Annotated in this window: 18 protein-coding genes; 3 read left to right on the top strand and 15 right to left on the bottom strand. The window is 64.0% G+C overall.

Translation table 11 applies throughout. The annotated features are described in order from the left end of the window. Positions 1 to 259 precede the first annotated feature (259 nt). The 6 genes from AB3X94_RS01040 to AB3X94_RS01015 all read right to left on the bottom strand — a co-directional run bounded on the left by AB3X94_RS01040 (position 260) and on the right by AB3X94_RS01015 (position 5,960). Complete coding sequence (locus AB3X94_RS01040) at positions 260 to 1,855, bottom strand: phage/plasmid primase, P4 family (protein WP_368610599.1); 1,596 nt, start codon at positions 1,853 to 1,855, stop codon at positions 260 to 262. Continuing rightward, positions 1,852 to 2,049 (bottom strand): hypothetical protein, encoded by a 198-nt coding sequence (locus tag AB3X94_RS01035; RefSeq protein WP_368610598.1) that lies wholly within the window; start codon positions 2,047 to 2,049, stop codon positions 1,852 to 1,854. The genes AB3X94_RS01040 and AB3X94_RS01035 overlap by 4 nt, the downstream gene beginning before the upstream one ends. Before the next feature lie 455 nt (positions 2,050 to 2,504). Beyond that, entirely contained in the window at positions 2,505 to 3,323 is an 819-nt protein-coding gene (locus AB3X94_RS01030) for a hypothetical protein (RefSeq protein ID WP_368610597.1), read from the bottom strand. A 310-nt stretch (positions 3,324 to 3,633) separates the two neighbouring features. Continuing rightward, complete coding sequence (locus AB3X94_RS01025) at positions 3,634 to 3,888, bottom strand: hypothetical protein (RefSeq protein WP_368610596.1); 255 nt, start codon at positions 3,886 to 3,888, stop codon at positions 3,634 to 3,636. Positions 3,889 to 4,117: 229 nt separating this feature from the next. Next, on the bottom strand, positions 4,118 to 5,446 hold the full coding sequence (locus AB3X94_RS01020) for a tyrosine-type recombinase/integrase (protein WP_368610595.1): 1,329 nt from the start codon (positions 5,444 to 5,446) through the stop codon (positions 4,118 to 4,120). Positions 5,447 to 5,687: 241 nt separating this feature from the next. Beyond that, a complete protein-coding gene (locus tag AB3X94_RS01015) occupies positions 5,688 to 5,960 on the bottom strand; it encodes a hypothetical protein (protein ID WP_368610594.1) in 273 nt (90 codons plus the stop codon). Positions 5,961 to 6,711: 751 nt separating this feature from the next. Between AB3X94_RS01015 and AB3X94_RS01010 the strand changes: the two genes are divergently transcribed. Beyond that, on the top strand, positions 6,712 to 8,616 hold the full coding sequence (locus AB3X94_RS01010) for a propionate--CoA ligase (protein ID WP_368610593.1): 1,905 nt from the start codon (positions 6,712 to 6,714) through the stop codon (positions 8,614 to 8,616). Between the two features lie 12 nt (positions 8,617 to 8,628). Here AB3X94_RS01010 and AB3X94_RS01005 read toward each other — a convergent pair whose 3' ends face one another. Both AB3X94_RS01005 and AB3X94_RS01000 read right to left on the bottom strand, forming a co-directional pair. After that, positions 8,629 to 9,423 (bottom strand): 5'-methylthioadenosine/adenosylhomocysteine nucleosidase, encoded by a 795-nt coding sequence (locus tag AB3X94_RS01005; protein WP_368610592.1) that lies wholly within the window; start codon positions 9,421 to 9,423, stop codon positions 8,629 to 8,631. Further along, positions 9,420 to 11,777, bottom strand: coding sequence for a UvrD-helicase domain-containing protein (locus AB3X94_RS01000; RefSeq protein ID WP_176108054.1), 2,358 nt, complete (start codon positions 11,775 to 11,777; stop codon positions 9,420 to 9,422). Before AB3X94_RS01000 ends, AB3X94_RS01005 begins: the two co-directional genes overlap by 4 nt. A 922-nt stretch (positions 11,778 to 12,699) precedes the next feature. Between AB3X94_RS01000 and AB3X94_RS00995 the strand changes: the two genes are divergently transcribed. Further along, positions 12,700 to 13,113, top strand: coding sequence for an ArsR/SmtB family transcription factor (locus AB3X94_RS00995; protein ID WP_368610591.1), 414 nt, complete (start codon positions 12,700 to 12,702; stop codon positions 13,111 to 13,113). Beyond that, on the top strand, positions 13,106 to 13,627 hold the full coding sequence (locus AB3X94_RS00990) for an SRPBCC domain-containing protein (RefSeq protein WP_368610590.1): 522 nt from the start codon (positions 13,106 to 13,108) through the stop codon (positions 13,625 to 13,627). Before AB3X94_RS00995 ends, AB3X94_RS00990 begins: the two co-directional genes overlap by 8 nt. Positions 13,628 to 13,854: 227 nt before the next feature. Here AB3X94_RS00990 and AB3X94_RS00985 read toward each other — a convergent pair whose 3' ends face one another. The 7 genes from AB3X94_RS00985 to AB3X94_RS00955 form a co-directional block, all read right to left on the bottom strand. Next, complete coding sequence (locus AB3X94_RS00985; RefSeq protein ID WP_368610589.1) at positions 13,855 to 14,049, bottom strand: hypothetical protein; 195 nt, start codon at positions 14,047 to 14,049, stop codon at positions 13,855 to 13,857. 170 nt (positions 14,050 to 14,219) lie between these two features. Continuing rightward, a complete protein-coding gene (locus AB3X94_RS00980) occupies positions 14,220 to 14,498 on the bottom strand; it encodes a hypothetical protein (RefSeq protein ID WP_368610588.1) in 279 nt (92 codons plus the stop codon). Beyond that, complete coding sequence (locus AB3X94_RS00975; protein ID WP_368610587.1) at positions 14,495 to 14,713, bottom strand: hypothetical protein; 219 nt, start codon at positions 14,711 to 14,713, stop codon at positions 14,495 to 14,497. Before AB3X94_RS00975 ends, AB3X94_RS00980 begins: the two co-directional genes overlap by 4 nt. A gap of 2 nt (positions 14,714 to 14,715) precedes the next feature. Beyond that, complete coding sequence (locus AB3X94_RS00970; RefSeq protein ID WP_368610586.1) at positions 14,716 to 15,756, bottom strand: phage major capsid protein; 1,041 nt, start codon at positions 15,754 to 15,756, stop codon at positions 14,716 to 14,718. Between the two features lie 105 nt (positions 15,757 to 15,861). Continuing rightward, positions 15,862 to 16,104: a hypothetical protein gene (locus AB3X94_RS00965; protein WP_368610585.1), complete on the bottom strand. Its 243-nt coding sequence runs from the start codon at positions 16,102 to 16,104 to the stop codon at positions 15,862 to 15,864. A gap of 2 nt (positions 16,105 to 16,106) precedes the next feature. After that, complete coding sequence (locus tag AB3X94_RS00960) at positions 16,107 to 16,535, bottom strand: single-stranded DNA-binding protein (protein WP_368610584.1); 429 nt, start codon at positions 16,533 to 16,535, stop codon at positions 16,107 to 16,109. Beyond that, positions 16,532 to 17,029, bottom strand: coding sequence for a hypothetical protein (locus AB3X94_RS00955; RefSeq protein WP_368610583.1), 498 nt, complete (start codon positions 17,027 to 17,029; stop codon positions 16,532 to 16,534). The genes AB3X94_RS00960 and AB3X94_RS00955 overlap by 4 nt, the downstream gene beginning before the upstream one ends. Positions 17,030 to 17,162: the final 133 nt, after the last annotated feature.

Genomic DNA, 17,162 nt, shown 5'->3' with positions numbered 1-17,162 from the left:
CTCCTTGTGGATCGCAGTTCCAGTTTATGGCAGATGCCAGGGATAACGAAGTGATACTCAGACCGGTCTTACTGGCAGAGCGCTTCGCTCGATGAGTCAGATAACGGTTCAAGGCATGCATACCTTGCAGTCAAAAAATCCCGTTGTTCGTGTGACACCGATGCCGCCGGTGACACCCATTTCTATATATTTTCCTTACGCGCGCGCGTAGCGCTGATATATGGAAAAGGCCGTCACCGGCGGCATCGGTGTCACGGATTCAGTCATGTATCCTGGCTGCATGACGTCGCAGCCCGACGCCGCGATAGAAACGTCCGCTCCGCGTATGCTCGTAACGCGCTCCGTATCCGAGGGTCAGCCGGGCCTTGAAGTCGCTCTGCGACACAGGGCGTCCGTCCTGCCCGTTGTCCTCGAACCAGCGGCGATAGTCCGCGTAGAGCTCACTGGACTGTGCCGACAGGGCGGCGTCGAATACCAGCCGTTCTACGGACCATGCAGCCATCGTGTCGGATTCCGCGAAGTAATCGTTGCTCGCTTCCGTCACCGCGCCCGGCATCGCGCCGAATCCGTGCGCATGAAGCCGCATTGCGCCGTCGATCATCCACGCGCAGATCGCCGGATATTCAGCTCGAAGCTTTCCCTCAAGGTCAACGTCGCGCGCATGTTCAGGCACGCAATGCACGAAGGGAATAAGCCGGAACCGCCGCCGTTCGGCTTCATCGACCTGCCTCAGGCGCGGCTTGTGGTTACCCACAAACAGCAGCTTGCATACTGGACGGAACTCGAAAAAATTCTGGTGCATGTAGCGTGCGGCGATCAGTTCACCGGACGCAATGTCCTTCACGCGTTGGGAGTTCCACGCGCGGTTATCCGGCAGTTCCGAGCATGCGGCAAGCCGTGCACCCTCCAGCCGCGCCAGTCCGGCCGGATGCTGGTCGGTCGTCGATTGCAGAAAGGTTTCAACGGGCAGCGCGATGAAGTAATCACCTAGGACTTCACGCAGAACGCGTAGGAATGTTGACTTGCCGTTCGCGCCAGGTCCATACAGCATGAACACCAGTTCGTGGCGCGTCGAGCCGGTAAGTGCATATCCACACAGCAGCTGCAGGAACGCCACCATATCCGTGTCGCCCTGCGTGCAGACATCGAGAAAGGCGAGCCAGTGCGGACAGGTCGTGTCGAATGCCGGAACGGTCGCGACAAGCCGGCTGATCATGTCGCCCGGTTGTGCCTTCCTCTTCGCGCCATCACGCAGATCGACCACCCCCGCAGGCGTACCTATGATCCACGGATTACAGTCGAATGGCCCAGCGGGACACAGGCGCGGATCAGTGCGGGCCAGCTTCTCTATCGCATCCACCACGCGCACAGACAGCCAGCGCGGCGGTGCGTCACGGCACAGCTTGCGCAGTTGCCTGCGAATCATCTGCCGTGTCACGCGTGCCCCCTCATCCTGCCGCCAGTGCGTGTCCTCCCACGAGTACCATGCCCCGTGCCGGACGTCATAGAGCAGGCGGTTCTCATAGGCACTCGCAAAGACAACAGCAAGGGCGTCCTCGTTCAGGTCAACTGACGCGGCGATCTCGCCAGCCAGATGCGGGGGCATCGAGTCGAACGGCGCCGCGATCCGTGCATCCTTCGCACGCCTAATGGCACGTGGTGCGCGGTCATTGCCGAGAAAATGAGCGGCTGCAGCGTCAAGCCGGGCCGCTTCAGCTTCAAGTGCAGAGAGTGCTTGCAGCCTTGCGCCCCGCGACATATTCTGTGGACACGCGCCGTCTGGTGCGTTCGGCTTTCCACCCGATGCAGTATCCGCGCCCGGTGCCACCCGAGCGCTTTCATTTGCGACGTTCATCCCATGCCTCCTACCCGGTCCAGACCGTGATCGCCGGGATAGGACAGGTAGTGGCACGGCAGCAGATCCGTGAACGTCTTTCGCGAGTCGGGAAACTTCATCTCGACCTCCGCGAAACCATGTTCGCCGTGACTGGGCAACAGGCGAACGATCTTGCCGACAGCTCCCGCATACCGGCCAGCGGTGACTCGCACGCTCATCTCCTGACAGGGATGACGGATCATGATCTGCCTCCCTGCGGCGGAACGGATGCGCTTGCGGCGTGACTATCACCGCCCGCGCATGCGTCTGAGGCAATCACAGGCGACAGGGCAATCCTGAGTGTCCCGACGTGCCAGCGCGTCGAGCCGTAGAACTTGCGGGGTCTGGGGATCGCGCCGAGCCTCGAACGCCGCCAGGCGGTTGGGACCGAACAGCCGTATAGCGCGGCCACCACATTGACATCGACCCATGCGGCATCGGGCAAGGCATCGAAGTTTCGCAGCACGTCGCGGAAAGTGGCTTCTGGCATGGTGTATCGCTCCCGAACGGCGCGATACGATCGACCCTGACAGGTATCGCGCCGCACTGACTGGAAAAAGCACTGGGCGATACAAATCGTATTGCTGGATGCCGCTGTGATTGGCCAGCTAGCCAATCCCGTTGCCAGCTAGCCAGTTTCCCCACGTTCGAGCAGCGAAACGCCCTCGCTGATGTTCTTGCGGATATTGGCGGAACTTAGCCCATGTCTGTCAGCGTCGGGCAGCGCGTCGGCCATGTCGGCAACGGCGGCAGCGATCTGTCTGGCGTTCGGCCTGTCGCCGCGCCTGTAGAGACTGGCTTTTGCCGACAGGAGCAAGGCGAGCGCGCCGAGTTGCCTGAGCAGCGTCTCCCGCTCCCGCGTACCGGTCTGCTCAGCGGGTTGAGGCGAACTGATGATCGCGAGAAGGTCTTCAGCGGCAATTCGCAGATCGGCGCTCGACGCGGGTGTCTTGATGTCCGCGAAAAAATCGCAAGCGTTCCGGGAATCGGGCCTGGCGGCCGGCAGCCGTCGCACGATCTTGAGGGTTGTTTTGCCGTCGTCCGCACGGACAAGAAAGCCGTGAGCGAAATGGATTGACGCCTTCTCCGGGCCGTCAAAGTACAGCACGTCGTCCCTTGGCAGGTCTGCGAGCCGGTAGTGACCGGTCAGCACCTCGACGGTGTCCTTGACCTCAAACAGATCCTCGCTCCCGCGTCGCAGTGCTGCGAGCTGTTCGCCCTGAGGGTTTTGCACGCACGGAAAGAGCGGATTGCGCGCCGGGTCCGGATAGTAGACGCATCCGGGGGCAACCTCCACCGCATAGCAGCCGGTGGCATCCAGCCATGCGCCCAGCTCGCCCGCGTTGATCCGGTCCAGCACGTCCCGCTCGGTGACCGCCTCTTCGAAGACCTGACGCAGCAATGCGGCGGCCTCGCTCACTGAGTACCACTTCTTGAACCTGTTCATCGGTTGATCCGCGACATGGCCCTGTGTGCCTCGCGGCCGCGACGGACAGGGCAACCGTCATGCCGCATCAGTACGCATCGGCGTAGCCAGATCGCGGCGGGACGGAAAAAACCGGCAACGATTGGTCAATCGCACTCGTCTGATCTGGGACCGTTCGCCTGTACGACCGCAATACAACAGGGGCACGGCTACGCGATGATCTGGAATGATACTTCGAGGCTGCATCCGCCCTCAGTCAGGCCGGGTTCGCGACGAGGCGGGCGAGCAGGTCAGCTGCGACCTACCCTGGCGACAGGTTCGCGCAAGCCCGCTAGGCGGTCATATCGTGAGCCGCAACCGCATCGGCGGCAGCTTTCCGCTCGTCAAACGAGTTTTCCCACTCGCGGGCCGACCTGACGGTAATCAGCACGCGACGGCGCGACAGCCGCAGTTCGCGCGGCCCCAGGCCCTTGCGGCGCAGGACACGATAGAAGGTCTCGCTGATCGAGTAACGCGAACAGAACTCGGGAATCGACATTGCATCGAGTTCCGGCGTGCGGGCAGTGGTGCGAATCGAGGTGGACATGAGAGCGCTCCTGCGACGTATGGCCGTGTCGATGCGCGTAGCGTAGCCGTCAGGCGCGCAACGCGCCTGAACGAGCGAGGAACGTCCTTCCTGTTTGTTGCGCCATTCCCCAGGGACATGGATGCTTCAGATGAACTCAACCCGATGCAATCCGTTTCAATCAGAATCGGGGCGAAAAAAATGCCCCTGCATTGCAGGGGCCGGTTTGAGGAAAATTCGTGCTATCTGCTTACGCGGCTACCTGTACGGAAAGCGTCGCAGCCGCACTCGCGCGGTCCAGCGCGCGGATGTGGTCGCGCTGCTGGTCCGGGCAATGGTGCGCGTAGCGCATCGTCTGCTGGATGTTCCTGTGTCCCAGCCATTTGCTGATGCGCTCAATCGGCACGCCGTGCTGCGCGAGTCGCGTCGCGAAGCTGTGCCGCAGATCGTGCCAGGTGAAACCGTCGATCTTCGCCTCGGCAAGCACATGCCGGTACGGTTTGACTTCGCGACGCACTTCGCCGAGCGCGTTACCGAAGACCAGAATCGGCTGCACAGGGCCGCAGCAGGTCTGCGCCTTCCACGCCTTCAGTGCCTCGATGATCTCATCACACATCGGCACGTAACGCGTGCGGTCGCCCTTGCTGGTCGCCTTGCGGACCCGGATGCGCTCGTTGTCGAAGTCGATGTCGGGCCATTGAAGCTGCATCTGTTCGGCGCGACGCAGGCCGGTACCGAGCGCGACCAGTACCGCAGGCTTGACGTGGTCCACATAGACCGCATCGGGACCATACACCACGTCGTAGCGCGGGTCCGCGTCGATCTGTGGGTGACTTGCGCGCATCCGCGCCTCACGCGCATCGAGCGCCGCGCGAAGTCGGACTTCCATGTCGGCCCGCAGCCACTGGTCGCGACCTTCGCCTTCATCGAACAGCGCCGGGTGGTCGTTCATCACCTGGGCAACCGGGTTCGCCCCGATGAACTCCAGCCTGACGGCGTGCGTGAACAAGCCGCGCAGCGCGGTCAGCCTGCGCCTGACGGTAGCCGGGCGAATGGTGCGATCCTCGCCGACCTCCCTCTCCAGTTCCCCGTAGACCCAGTCCAGGATTTGCCCGACGCTGATCCGGTTCATCACGCCGGGGAAGGTTTCGCCGAGCTTGCGCAGTTCGACGATGGTCCGCTCTGCGGTCCTGACGGTCGCGCGCAGCCGCCTGGCATAATGGTCGTCGATGAATTCGCCGATCGTCGGGACGATCTTCGCGGCCTGTTCGGTGCGGTGCGCGCGTTCGCGCTTGCGCAGCAGCTCGGTCGCCGAATCGTTCGAATGTTCGACTTCCTGCGTCAGTTCCAGCGCGCGCCGGCGGGCATCGGAGACCGTCATGCCCGGATAGGCGCCGATGGTGTACCGACGGTGCTTGCCGTTTGCGCCGGTGTAGCGGTAGTAGAAGCTGATTGCGCCGTTCGGCGTGATCCGTACGCCGAACCCCTTCTGAAGGTCGGCGATTTCGCGATGCCTGCCGTCCGGGCCCGCCTTGCGGATCGAGTCGAGCAGTTCGCGGCTGAGGTTGGTCCTTTTCATCGTGTGCCCCTGTCAAGATGTCGCCCCACGACGGTCGTCGTGGGGAATCCGTGGGGAAAACGCGATACGCTGAACTACGCTGCATCGCGTTGCTATACATCGTTAAGTCATTGATTTATAACGATATGCGCTGTTATAGACCAGCTATACGATGCATGCAAATGCCCCGCACAGGGGCAACGCTAATAGACCGACAAGCCAGCAAGCAAAGGCCAACACCGCAAAGAACACCACCCGCGCCTTAGACCCGCATCCGTCTCCACGTAAAAAAGCCCACGGCAACTACGACAACCGCAACACCGTCGACGACGCTCAGCACTGGCAAAGGATCAGTCCACTTGTCCATGTTCGTCGTACGCGAATAGTAGGGCTCGCCGTTTCCATACGCTTCGTTAAGGTTGACCACGTTGAACGCGACGACAGCAACGCCAATGGCAATGGCAATGGCAATGGCAATGGCAATGGCAAGTAAAACTACGCCAGCGAAAACACGGACAAATCTGGTTTTCCGCATGTCAGTACCTGACCGTTAGTGGAATGTAGCAATCCGGCGACGGCGTCGCCGCCTCCTTCAGGTCGCGCACGAAAGTTTCCATCCCAGCATGCAGGTTGATACAACCCGCGCTCCCCGCATGCGTGCCACCGTGAATAAAGAACCCTCCGCGTCCAAATGTCTGACTTCCCGGATAGACATGAATCGTGATCCGATGATCGCCCCATGCGGCACGCGGAGCAAGGTTGTACCAATGGTTCTCCCACATCTGCGAAGGATCAATTCAGTATTGACCGGGCGGAATCGGACCCACACCCTCTTCGCGCTGACGCATCGACGAATAATCGAATTTGCCCCTGCTATCCGTTCTGCCGGACACTGCCGCATAGTTGCGGGAAACCTGACCACTCATGGTCAAAAAACGACCATCAAAGCGTAGAAACACCTGAGACCTCGCGCAGGCCGGAACGCGCGGACTACCACGCTCGGAAGCGTATCGATTGGGCAAGCAAACCTCCATGTTTGGGTAAAAGCGATGTGCCACGTTGGCCGTCTCCACCCTACCTGGCATCGAGAAACCTGGATATGGGCGACGGATGAATCTGAGGAACAACGATTTTTTCCTGTTGCTCTTCGCCCTTGCGGCGAACCAGCTTGCTCACCCTCCCGCCCGTAGCTATGCTTGTGCGGATAACCCGCGCCGCGCCGGGCGCGCAAATTGCACGGCCGTTTCATACCCCCGTCCACTCCCGCCGCACGAGGATCGCCGCCGATGACCCGCTACCGCGATTTCCACCGCCGCTCGATCGAACACCCCGAAGCCTTCTGGCGCGAAGAAGCCCAGCGCATTCACTGGCACACGCCATTCGGCACCGTGCTCGACCGCTCGAAGCCGCCATTTGCGCGCTGGTTCGTCGGCGGCCGCACGAACCTCTGTCATAACGCGGTCGACCGCCATCTGGCCGAGCGCGCACAGCAAAACGCGCTGGTCTACGTATCGACCGAAACCGGCATCGAGCGCCAGTACACTTACGCCGAGCTGTACGCCGAAATCAACCGCATGGCCGCGGTCATGCGTTCGCTCGGCGTGAAGCGCGGCGACGTCGTGCTGATCTATCTGCCGATGATCCCCGAGGCGCTGTTCGCAATGCTCGCATGCGCGCGGCTCGGCGCGATCCACTCGGTCGTGTTCGGCGGCTTCGCGGCGCCGAACCTCGCCGCGCGTATCGACGACGCCAAGCCGGTGCTGATCGTGACCGCCGACGCCGGCGCGCGCGGCGGCAAAGTGGTCGACTACACGCCGCTCGTCGACGAAGCGCTCTCGCGCGCGAAGCACAAGACGCCGCACGTGCTGCTGATCGACCGGCAGCTCGCGCCCGAGCGCCTCAATGCGCCCTACCTCGTCGCCTACGAGCCGCTGCGCGAACAGTTCTTCGACGCCCACGTCCCGTGCGAATGGCTCGAATCGAACGAGCCATCCTACGTGCTATACACGTCGGGCACGACCGGCAAGCCGAAGGGCGTGCAGCGTGATGTCGGCGGCTATGCGGTCGCGCTCGCGGCATCGATGGAATACATCTTCGAGGGAAAGGCCGGCGACACGATGTTCACCGCGTCCGACGTCGGCTGGGTGGTCGGCCACAGCTACATCGTGTACGCGCCGCTGATCGCGGGGCTCACCACGGTGATGTACGAAGGCACGCCGATTCGCCCGGACGGCGGCATCTGGTGGCGCCTCGTCGAACAGCACAAGATCAACCTGATGTTCACCGCGCCGACCGCGATACGCGTGCTGAAGAAGCAGGACCCGGCGCTGATGAAGGCAGCCGATCTGTCGAGCCTGCGCACGCTGTTTCTCGCCGGCGAACCGCTCGACGAACCGACCGCCGAATGGATCTCGACCGCGCTGAACAAGCCGGTGATAGACAACTACTGGCAGACCGAAACCGGCTGGCCGATGCTCGCGATTCCGCGTGGCATCGAGGTACTGCCGACCAAGCTCGGCTCGCCGGGCGTGCCGTCGGTCGGCTATAGCCTGACCGTGCGAGACGAGTTGACCGGCGAGCCCTGTGCGCCCGGCGAGAAAGGCGTGCTGACGCTCGACTATCCGCTGCCGCCGGGCTGCATGTCGACGGTGTGGGGCGACGACAAGCGCTTCGTCGGCACCTACTGGTCGAGCGTGCCGAACCAGCAGGTCTATTCGACGTTCGACTGGGGCGTGCAGGACGAGGACGGCTACGTGACGATCCTCGGCCGCACCGACGATGTGATCAACGTCGCGGGCCATCGGCTCGGCACGCGCGAGATCGAGGAGGCGCTGTCGAGCCACGCGGCCGTCGCGGAAGTCGCGGTGGTCGGCGTGACCGATCCGGTCAAGGGTCAAGCGGCGATGGCCTTCGTCGTGCTGCGCGGCGCGCAAAGTGAAGGCGACCCGAGTGAGCGCGCGCGGCTGGCGGCCGAGCTGACGATGACGGTCGACCGCCAGCTCGGTTCGATTGCGCGGCCCGCACGCGTGGTGATGGTATCGATGCTGCCGAAGACGCGTTCCGGCAAGCTGTTGCGCCGCGCTATCGCGGCGCTCGCCGAGGGACGCGAGCCGGGCGATCTGCCAACGATCGAAGATCCGGCCGCGCTACAGCAGGTGCGCGACGCGCTCGGCGACGGCGCGAAGAAATAAACCAGCGGGCGCTCAGCCCGCGGCGTGGCGCGTGCCCAGAAAGCGCGCGAGGATCGCGTTCGAATACGTGCCCGCGATGCCGGTCAGGAACGACATGAACGATCCGGGCGCGTGGTCGTCGGCGGTATCGGAGATCGTGCGCACGACCGCGCACAGCACGCCGTACTCGTAGCAGACTTGCGCGATCGCCGCGCCCTCCATCTCGACCGCGAGCGCGTCGGGCAGCGCGTGGCGCAAAGCAGCGACGGCCGCCGCGCTCGCGACGAACTGATCGCCGCTGACGATCAAGCCGCGATGCACGCGCGGCTCGCGCGTGCCGAACCGGGCCGCGCATGCCGCGCCCTCTTCGGCGACGAACTGTTCGCATGCGAGCGTGAGACGATCGGCGAGCGCCGCATCGGCGGCAAAGCGCGACATGCCGAGCAGCGGCACCTCGAAGCGCGGAAACAGCGGCGACGCGTCGACATCGTGCTGCATCAGCGTGCTCGCGACGACGATATCGCCGACATGCACATCGACGCCGACCCCACCCGCGACACCGGTAAACACAACGGCTTCGACATCGAACGCGTGAATCAGCGCGCTGACCGTCGCGGCCGCCGCGACCTTGCCGACGCGCGCGAGCGTGACGACACACGGCGTGCCGTGCACGGTGCCGACGTGGTAGTCACGCTGGCCGTACTTGACCGTGCGCACGCCGGACTCGGCGCGCATCGCTTCGATCAGGTCGCCGAGTTCCTGCGGCAACGCGGCCAGAATGCCGAGGGGACGCCGTGCACCGTGGCTGACGTTCAAGGGCTTGCTCATTCGACCGCCTGCAATTTAGCTACCGCCAGCGCCAGCCACTTTTCGCCATGCCGCTTGAAACGGACCTGCGCTTTCGCGTCGGTGCCGTTGCCTTCGAGCGCGGTGATCGTGCCTTCGCCGAACTTCGTGTGGAACACCTGCTGGCCGACGCGAAAGCCCGTTTCGGCCGCGCGCTGCTCGTTCGCGAAGGCGGGTGCCGGCGCCGAGGTCACCGCCGCCGCCGAACCGCCGCCATAGCCCGGCCGTGCAAACCAGTCGCGCCCGTAGCCGGCGTTGTCCGAGCGACCGCCCCAGCGCGAGCCCGCCTCGACCTTCGGCGTGAGCCACTTCAGCGTTTCCTGCGGCAATTCGTCGAAGAAACGCGAGCGGATGTTGTAGCGGGTCTGACCGTGCAGCATCCGGCTCTGCGCGAACGACAGATAGAGCCGCTCCTTCGCGCGCGTGATCGCGACATACATGAGACGCCGCTCTTCTTCGAGGCCGTCCGCCTCCATCGCGCTGTTCTCGTGCGGGAACAGCCCTTCTTCGAGACCGGTGATGAACACCGCGGTGAATTCGAGCCCCTTTGCCGCGTGCACCGTCATCAGCTGCACCGCTTCCTGGCCGGCCTGCGCCTGGTTGTCGCCCGCTTCGAGCGACGCGTGGGACAGGAAGCCCGCGAGCGGCGTCATCGTGTCGGGGTTTTGCGCCGGATCGGCGATGCCCGGGGCGTCGAGGACCACCGTGTTCGGATCGTCTGTCGCGACCGCGAGTTCGGGCGCGGCGCTGGCGCCTGGGCGCAGCGGGATTGAGCGCGCGGGCGTATCGAGCCCGTAGCCTTCCTCGCTGACGAATGCGGCGGCCGCGTTGACGAGTTCCTGCAAGTTCTCGAGCCGCTCCTGGCCTTCGCGCTCGTTCTGATAGAAGTCGGCGAGGCCGCTCGCGCGGACCACGTACTCGACGGTCTCCGGCAGGCTCATCTGCTGCGTGTCGGCGCGCATCTTGCCGACCAGGTTCGCGAACGCGGCGAGGCTCGAGCCCGCCTTGCCCGCGACGTACGGAATCGCCGCGGCCATCGAGCAGTTGTACAGACGCGCCGCGTCGGCGAGCTGTTCGATCGAACGCGCGCCGATGCCGCGGGTCGGGAAATTGACGACGCGGCCGAACGCGGTGTCATCGTTCGGGTTGTCGATCAGGCGAAGGTACGCGAGCGCGTGCTTGACTTCCTGACGCTCGAAAAAGCGCAGGCCGCCGTACACGCGGTACGCGATGCCCGCATTGACGAGCGTGTGCTCGATCGTGCGCGACTGCGCGTTGCTGCGGTAGAGCACGGCGATTTCGCTGCGCGACAGGCCGGTGTTGATCAGCGCGCGGATCTCTTCGACGATCCAGCCGGCCTCCTGCGAATCTGTCGCCGATTCGTAGACGCGCACCGGTTCGCCGTGGCCCGCGTCGGTGCGCAGATTCTTGCCGAGGCGGCGCGAGTTGTTCGCGATCAGCTGATTCGCGGCATCGAGAATATGGCCGTGCGAGCGGTAGTTCTGTTCGAGTTTAATCAGATTGCGCACGTTGAACTCGTGCTCGAAGTCGCGCATGTTGCCGACGTTCGCGCCGCGGAACGCGTAGATCGACTGGTCGTCGTCACCGACCGCGAAGATCGCGTTGTGCTGACCCGCGAGCAGCTTGAGCCACGCGTATTGCAGCTTGTTGGTGTCCTGAAACTCGTCCACCAGGATGTGCCTGAAGCGCGCCTGGTAATGCGCGCGCAGCGGCGGATTGTGCGCGAGCAACTCGTAGCAGCGCAGCAGCAGTTCGGGAAAGTCGACCACGCCTTCGCGCTGGCATTGCTGATCGTAGGCTTCGTAGAGCTCGACGAACTTGCGGTTGAAGTTGTCGGTGGCGTCGACGTCTTTGGGGCGCAGGCCCTGCTCTTTCGCGTTGTTGATGAAGTACTGGAGATTTTTCGCCGGGTACTTTTCGTCGTCGATGTTGAGGCCCTTCATCAGACGCTTGATCGCCGACAGCTGGTCCGCGGTGTCGAGAATCTGGAACGTGGCGGGCAGCCCGGCGTCGCGGTGATGCGCGCGCAGCATCCGGTTGCACAGGCCGTGGAACGTGCCGATCCACATGCCGCGCGTGTCGATCGGCAAGAGCGCCGAGAGGCGCGCCATCATTTCGCGGGCGGCTTTGTTGGTGAAGGTCACCGCGAGGACGGTCGCGGGGGACGCGAGGCCTTGCTGGATCAGCCACGCGATGCGGGTGATCAGGACGCGGGTTTTGCCGCTGCCGGCGCCCGCCAGGATCAGGGCGGGCTCATTCGGGAGCGTTACGGCGGCGTGTTGTTCGGGGTTTAGATTGGAGAGGAGGTCAGGCATTTTTTTCGCGGAGCGCAGTTCGGGGGACATTATATGCCCCGGCGGGGGCGGCGCTTTTTTGTCGTTGTTCTGGCTTCTTTGGCCTTTCCTTGCTGGCTTGTCGGTCTATTGGCGTTGCCCCTGTGCGGGGCGGCACCTACTTTCTTTGCTGCTGCGAAGCGATGCATCCCGCTGAACTCCTTGTCAGACGGGGTTTTCACGGAAATTCCCCCGGCCTGACCCCTGTCACTACCCCTGTCATAAATTACCCTGAGCCCCAGAACGGCCGAATTTTTTAAAATTCGTCTGCGCCGCTCGCAGCGTGCGCGAGCACGAACACACGGGCGAAGCGGCGCGAGCCCGTCAGCGGCCGTTCTCGCAGGTCTCACGGGTCAATCCGGGCGCTGCCTGATCGCTGGTTGCGCGCGCATCGAGATCGAGATCGTCGCGCGGGTGTGCTGGTCAGGGAGATGGCGCTGGACGGCACGCGCGAAACGCGCGGCGGTGATCGTCGATCAAAGTCGTCTGAATCGACTTTGAAATCCGCGACGCTCGCCAGTTACGGCATCAGCAAGGATCAGTCATCGCAGTGGGAGCGGGCGCGGGGGCACGACCGGTGGGGGTGGTCGGGAAAAGGAATCCGGGTTCCTGAAAATACCCGCAATACCTTTCTTCGTTGGAGCGCATATTCATGACCGGGGGTCGAGCCCGCACGCCAACGGCAACCGATGTTGACCGGGCAGGAATCGGCCATAAGCGAGCGTTGGTCGGTACACACGCTGGGACACCCCGATGTCGGCTGCGCAACCGATAAGAGTCATCGGGACCGTGCCGACCTCGATCGGGAGCGGGCCAGTTGCGCATTCTCGCGCCGTCGCTTGACAAGCGGACCTGGTTTGCAACATGATTAACCAATCGGCTAATTAACCAATTGGAAAAATAATTGGAAGCGGACTCCCTCAGCGTCACGTTTGCCGCGCTGGCTGACCCGACGCGACGCGCCATCCTCGCCCGGCTGGCGCAAGGCGAGGCGACGGTTGGCGATTTGGCGGGGCCCTTCGAGCTGAGTGCGCCGGCCATCAGCAAGCACCTCCGGGTTCTCGCACGGGCCGGCCTCATCACTCAAGGGCGCGACCGCCAGTTTCGTCCTTGTCGAATCGCGCCTGAGCCGCTCAAACAGGCGGCCGACTGGGCACTGCAGTACCGCGCCCTGTGGGAGCAGCGACTTGACCAGCTCGACAGCTATCTGCAGCAGCTGCAACAGAAACCTGCCAAGGACGGCCACGGAAAGGCTAAACCGAAAAACACGTCCAAAGTTTCCTCAACTCGAACCAGGAAGACTCGCAACCATGACTGACAAACTGTCCGCTCCCTTCGTCATCGAGCGTCGCTTCGCCGCGCCGCGCGAACTCGTATACGCCGCACTGACTGAAGCTGAGCATCTGAGCAAGTGGATGAGCCCGCCAGGGATGGAAATGCCCCACTGCACAGTGGATGCGCGTGTCGGTGGCGTCTTTCACTACGCGATGAAGCCGCGCAGCGCACCCGAGGCTCCGGCGATGTGGGGCAAATGGACGTTCCGCGAATTGACGCCCCCCGAGCGCATCGTCGTCGTCGTGCAGTTTAGTGATGCCGACGGCGGTGTGACACGACATCCTATGTCGGAGCAATGGCCACTCTATACGCTCTCGACAACCACGCTAAGTGAAATCGAGAACGGCACGTTGATGCGCCTTGAGTGGCGCGCGCTGGACGCCAGCGAAGCCGAGGAAGCCATCTTCGACGCGTCGCACGCCAGCATGTCTCAAGGTTGGGGCGGAACAATGGACGCGCTCGACAAATACCTCACGCAACAGCAGGCTGAACACTGAGTCGAGAGACAAAAAGAGAAGCGCACTTTACGTGCGCTTTTTCCGTTAGTCACTGCGGAACAGCAGTCGTGTCGTCCCGTAACTCTCGGTTTCCAAACTATTGCCCGCCCGCCTAGCTCTCCCCAGTAACGTCTGCCCGAACCAATGGCCGAGGTATATTCGAGACAAGCCGTTGGCATCAAGATACATCGAAGGACCGTTTCGGGTCGATTCGCGCCGGTCGGTGGTCATGTCGGCTTCCCGCTGCGACGGGCGCGCTGGCGACGCTTGCGTTCGGCGTCGTGCTGGCGGCGTGCCTCGGGCGTCATGGCGGGCAGCGGTGCGGGATTCAGTTCGCGCTCGACCGGTCGCGGCACCCAGTGCAGCCGACCGCTCAGCACGTCATCGACACAACGACCTATGACTACACTACTGACATCCATGATCGCCGCTCCGACAGGGTGCCCGCGCAACGATTCTGGACCCGTACCGGCCGATGGCGCAACAGAAAGCCGTGCAGCGCATAGGAACGCCGCACGGCAGTCAAGACACTCGCGGATGCACGTGGATATTTGAGATCCCGCCACGTGCCCCGGGATCATCCGGTCTTCGTTCAGCGTGGATGCCTGCGCGGGGGAAGGACGAACCCAAAGCCGCTGTCCGTTTCCACGATCATCCGTCGCTGGCCGTCCGCATCGAGAAATGCCATTCCCGTGACATGCACATCCGGCCCGCGCGTCGCGCGGTCGATCGCCCGGAGGATTTTCTGGAAGCCCGCGCTGTGCTGTTCGGCCCCGGTCAGTTCGATCCGCGGGTCAACGTCGATCAGCCTGCCCAGTACGAGGTCGGGATTCATCCATGTGAGTGTCGCGGGGGTGGTCTTCACGGTCATGGTGTGTCGTCCCCGTAGAAGACTGCTTCGAGTTCGGCCAGCGTGACAGGCGGCAGACCCGCCGCAGCACGTTCGCGGTCGATCTCGCAGACCAGCGGCCAGAGCGCATCCGCGATCTTTGACACCAGCGCATCGACCTCACGCTCGGACACGACACGGCGGCGCGGGTCGCCGTCGTCATCGCCGCCGGGGTCGCGCCGGAAAAACAGTCGCATGATCATGCTCCCGCGCGCGACTGCTTCGCCTTCCGCACGTCGCCCGTGCCTGCCCCCGCGTCGCTGATCCACCGCGCGCAACGCGGGTCCGCGAGCCGCCAGTAGCAGAACTTCTCGACACGCACGGCAGCGAGATTGGCTTGCCACAGCGACAGGACCGACGCCTCGCCCTGCTCATCCTCGACGGTGACGATGCCCTGCTGCGATGTCGCGGGCACCACGGGACCGTCATACATCAGCACACGTGCGAGATCGACGATGCCGAGCACGCCATCTGCAACGGCGTCACTGGTTGCGGTCGCGATGCCCGCGACATAGCCGCCCTGTGCGCCGACCTGATCGTGACCGGCCAGATTGAACCGTGCGGCAATTGCCGGCGTCGTGACGAGGCAGGAGGTGCCCAGATCGCCGGGAAAGTTGTCGATCAACAGTGCGATGTCGCCTTCGAGACTGCCGGTCGAAGCCAGTGGCTCGATGTGGTGGAAAATGCCACCGGGCTGATCGTCATCGGGCGCGGTGTTGCCCGCGAACGTGGCGGACAGGCGGTCGGCAACCGCCCGGCTCAGATCGCGTTGCAGGATCGCGTCGCTGGCCTCGTCGATCTTGCGCATGAATTCCTGCGTGGCGATCGTCATGCCCGTGATCTTGCGCACGGGGATGTAGTCGGCCCGGAACGCGGCGTCGGCGGACGTGATCTTGATCTTTGCTTCGGCGGTCCAGTGCGCCACGGCGCCATCGGTCTGGAGCAGCAGCGGCCGGTAGGGCACCACCGCCCTGAAGCCGCCGCCCACGGCGTCGGACATGCGCGAGATGATCGAGCGGCGATCGACCAGCGCGACGAAATCCCCTCCCCTGGCGAACGGTACGGGCTCTCCGTTGGCATCGGTGATGCTGCCCTGTGTGTCAAGCACGTCCTGCGCGCGTCGCAACCAGTCCGCGCTCGGCGCGCCGATGCCATAGTTGCCGATCGCAAGACCCCGCGCGCTCCGCACATCACCGGCGAGTGCAATCGCGCGGGCTGCGCGGGTCAGTTCGTAGGCCACGGTCACCTCCGATGTCAATCTCGATCTCGATCTCGATGTCGATGTCGATGTTGCCTGAAGCATCGCGCCGTGCGTGAGAAAAGGCGATACACGAAAGTGCCCGTTTTACATTTCGCCTTCGAGCCACGCCACGACATCGCGGATGCGGTATCGCCTGTGGTTGGTGCGCATGTAGAAGCGCGGCACCGGCAGACCCTGATCGACGCGGCGCGCGAGGCGGGAGACGGAGCGGTAGCCGAGCAGCCGCGTGGCATCACGCTCCGCGATCGAGTCGTCGGGCGCGATCGCGATGCCGTGATCGGCACACCAGCGGCGCAGCGTGATCTCGATCTCGTCGGCCGCGTCCACGATCACAGATCATCGAGCGCGTCGTCGGGCATCGGCGCTGCACTGCGCGATGTGGTTGCGGGTGCGCCGTTCGCGCGCTCCGTCCTGCGCCCGGCCGCGCCCTGCTGCGCACTGGCGACTTCGGCGCGGCGACGCTTCACGTGATAGGGGCTCACGATCGCATGCGCGATCACCGACAGCGACGGCCGCACCTCGCCGGTGTCGGTCTTCCACGTCCCGATTTCGAGCGCGCCGGTCACACTCACCGGGTCGCCCTTCGCGAGTGCTTGCAGTTCGTCCTTCACGTGCGAGAACGCCATGATCCGCGCGAAGATCACGGCGTCGCCTCCCATCGGAACCCGCAGCGTGGCGAGCACATACGTGCTGCCGTTCTTCGCGGCGCGGGTCTCCGGGTCTTTCACAAGTACCCCACCGAGCAGTCCGTCGATCATGCTGCCTGCCTCCCTGCGGCACGCTTCGCGGCCCGAGCCGCTTCACGTGCTGCCTTCGCCTCGCTGCGCTCGCGCGTCCTGCGCTCCCGCTGCGCGAGCCGCGCCGCCTTCGCTTCGAACTTCGCGCGCAGCTTCGCCCGCATCTCGCGCGACTTCACCGCTGCGGGCAGCGGATCGAGCCAGCCATGTCGCGCCGCACGCACCATCACGAACGCGATGCGCGCGTCGGGCGTCGCCCGGTAGGCGTCGGCGAACGTGACACCGGCCGCCGGACAGCCCGTGAACCACGCCCGTGCGTCACGTTCGCCAGCGCGGTCGAATTCGGCCGCCCACGATGCGAGGATCAGCCGCCAGTCCGGGTCATCGCCGGGGATCGCGGCGAGCGCCGACAGCGCGCGGGCGTAATCCATCGCCACCGGTCGGCCGCGATCGCACGGTGCGGGCTGCGCATTACGCGTGACCCAGTCGCCGGGGCCGGACTTCGCTTCGGCCATTTCCTTCTCCGCTGGCAGAAACCACTTCCGGTTGTGCCTCCCGTGAGTCGGACAAAAAACAAGACACAAAAACACCCCCTTCTATAGAAGGGGTGTTTTTGTCTTGTCTTTTTGTCCAACGGGAGACACAGAC

This window comes from Paraburkholderia sp. BR10923 (genome assembly GCF_040948765.1).
In the GTDB taxonomy this organism is placed as follows: Bacteria; Pseudomonadota; Gammaproteobacteria; order Burkholderiales; family Burkholderiaceae; genus Paraburkholderia; species Paraburkholderia youngii.
This window is presented reverse-complemented; position numbering and strand designations above follow the sequence as displayed.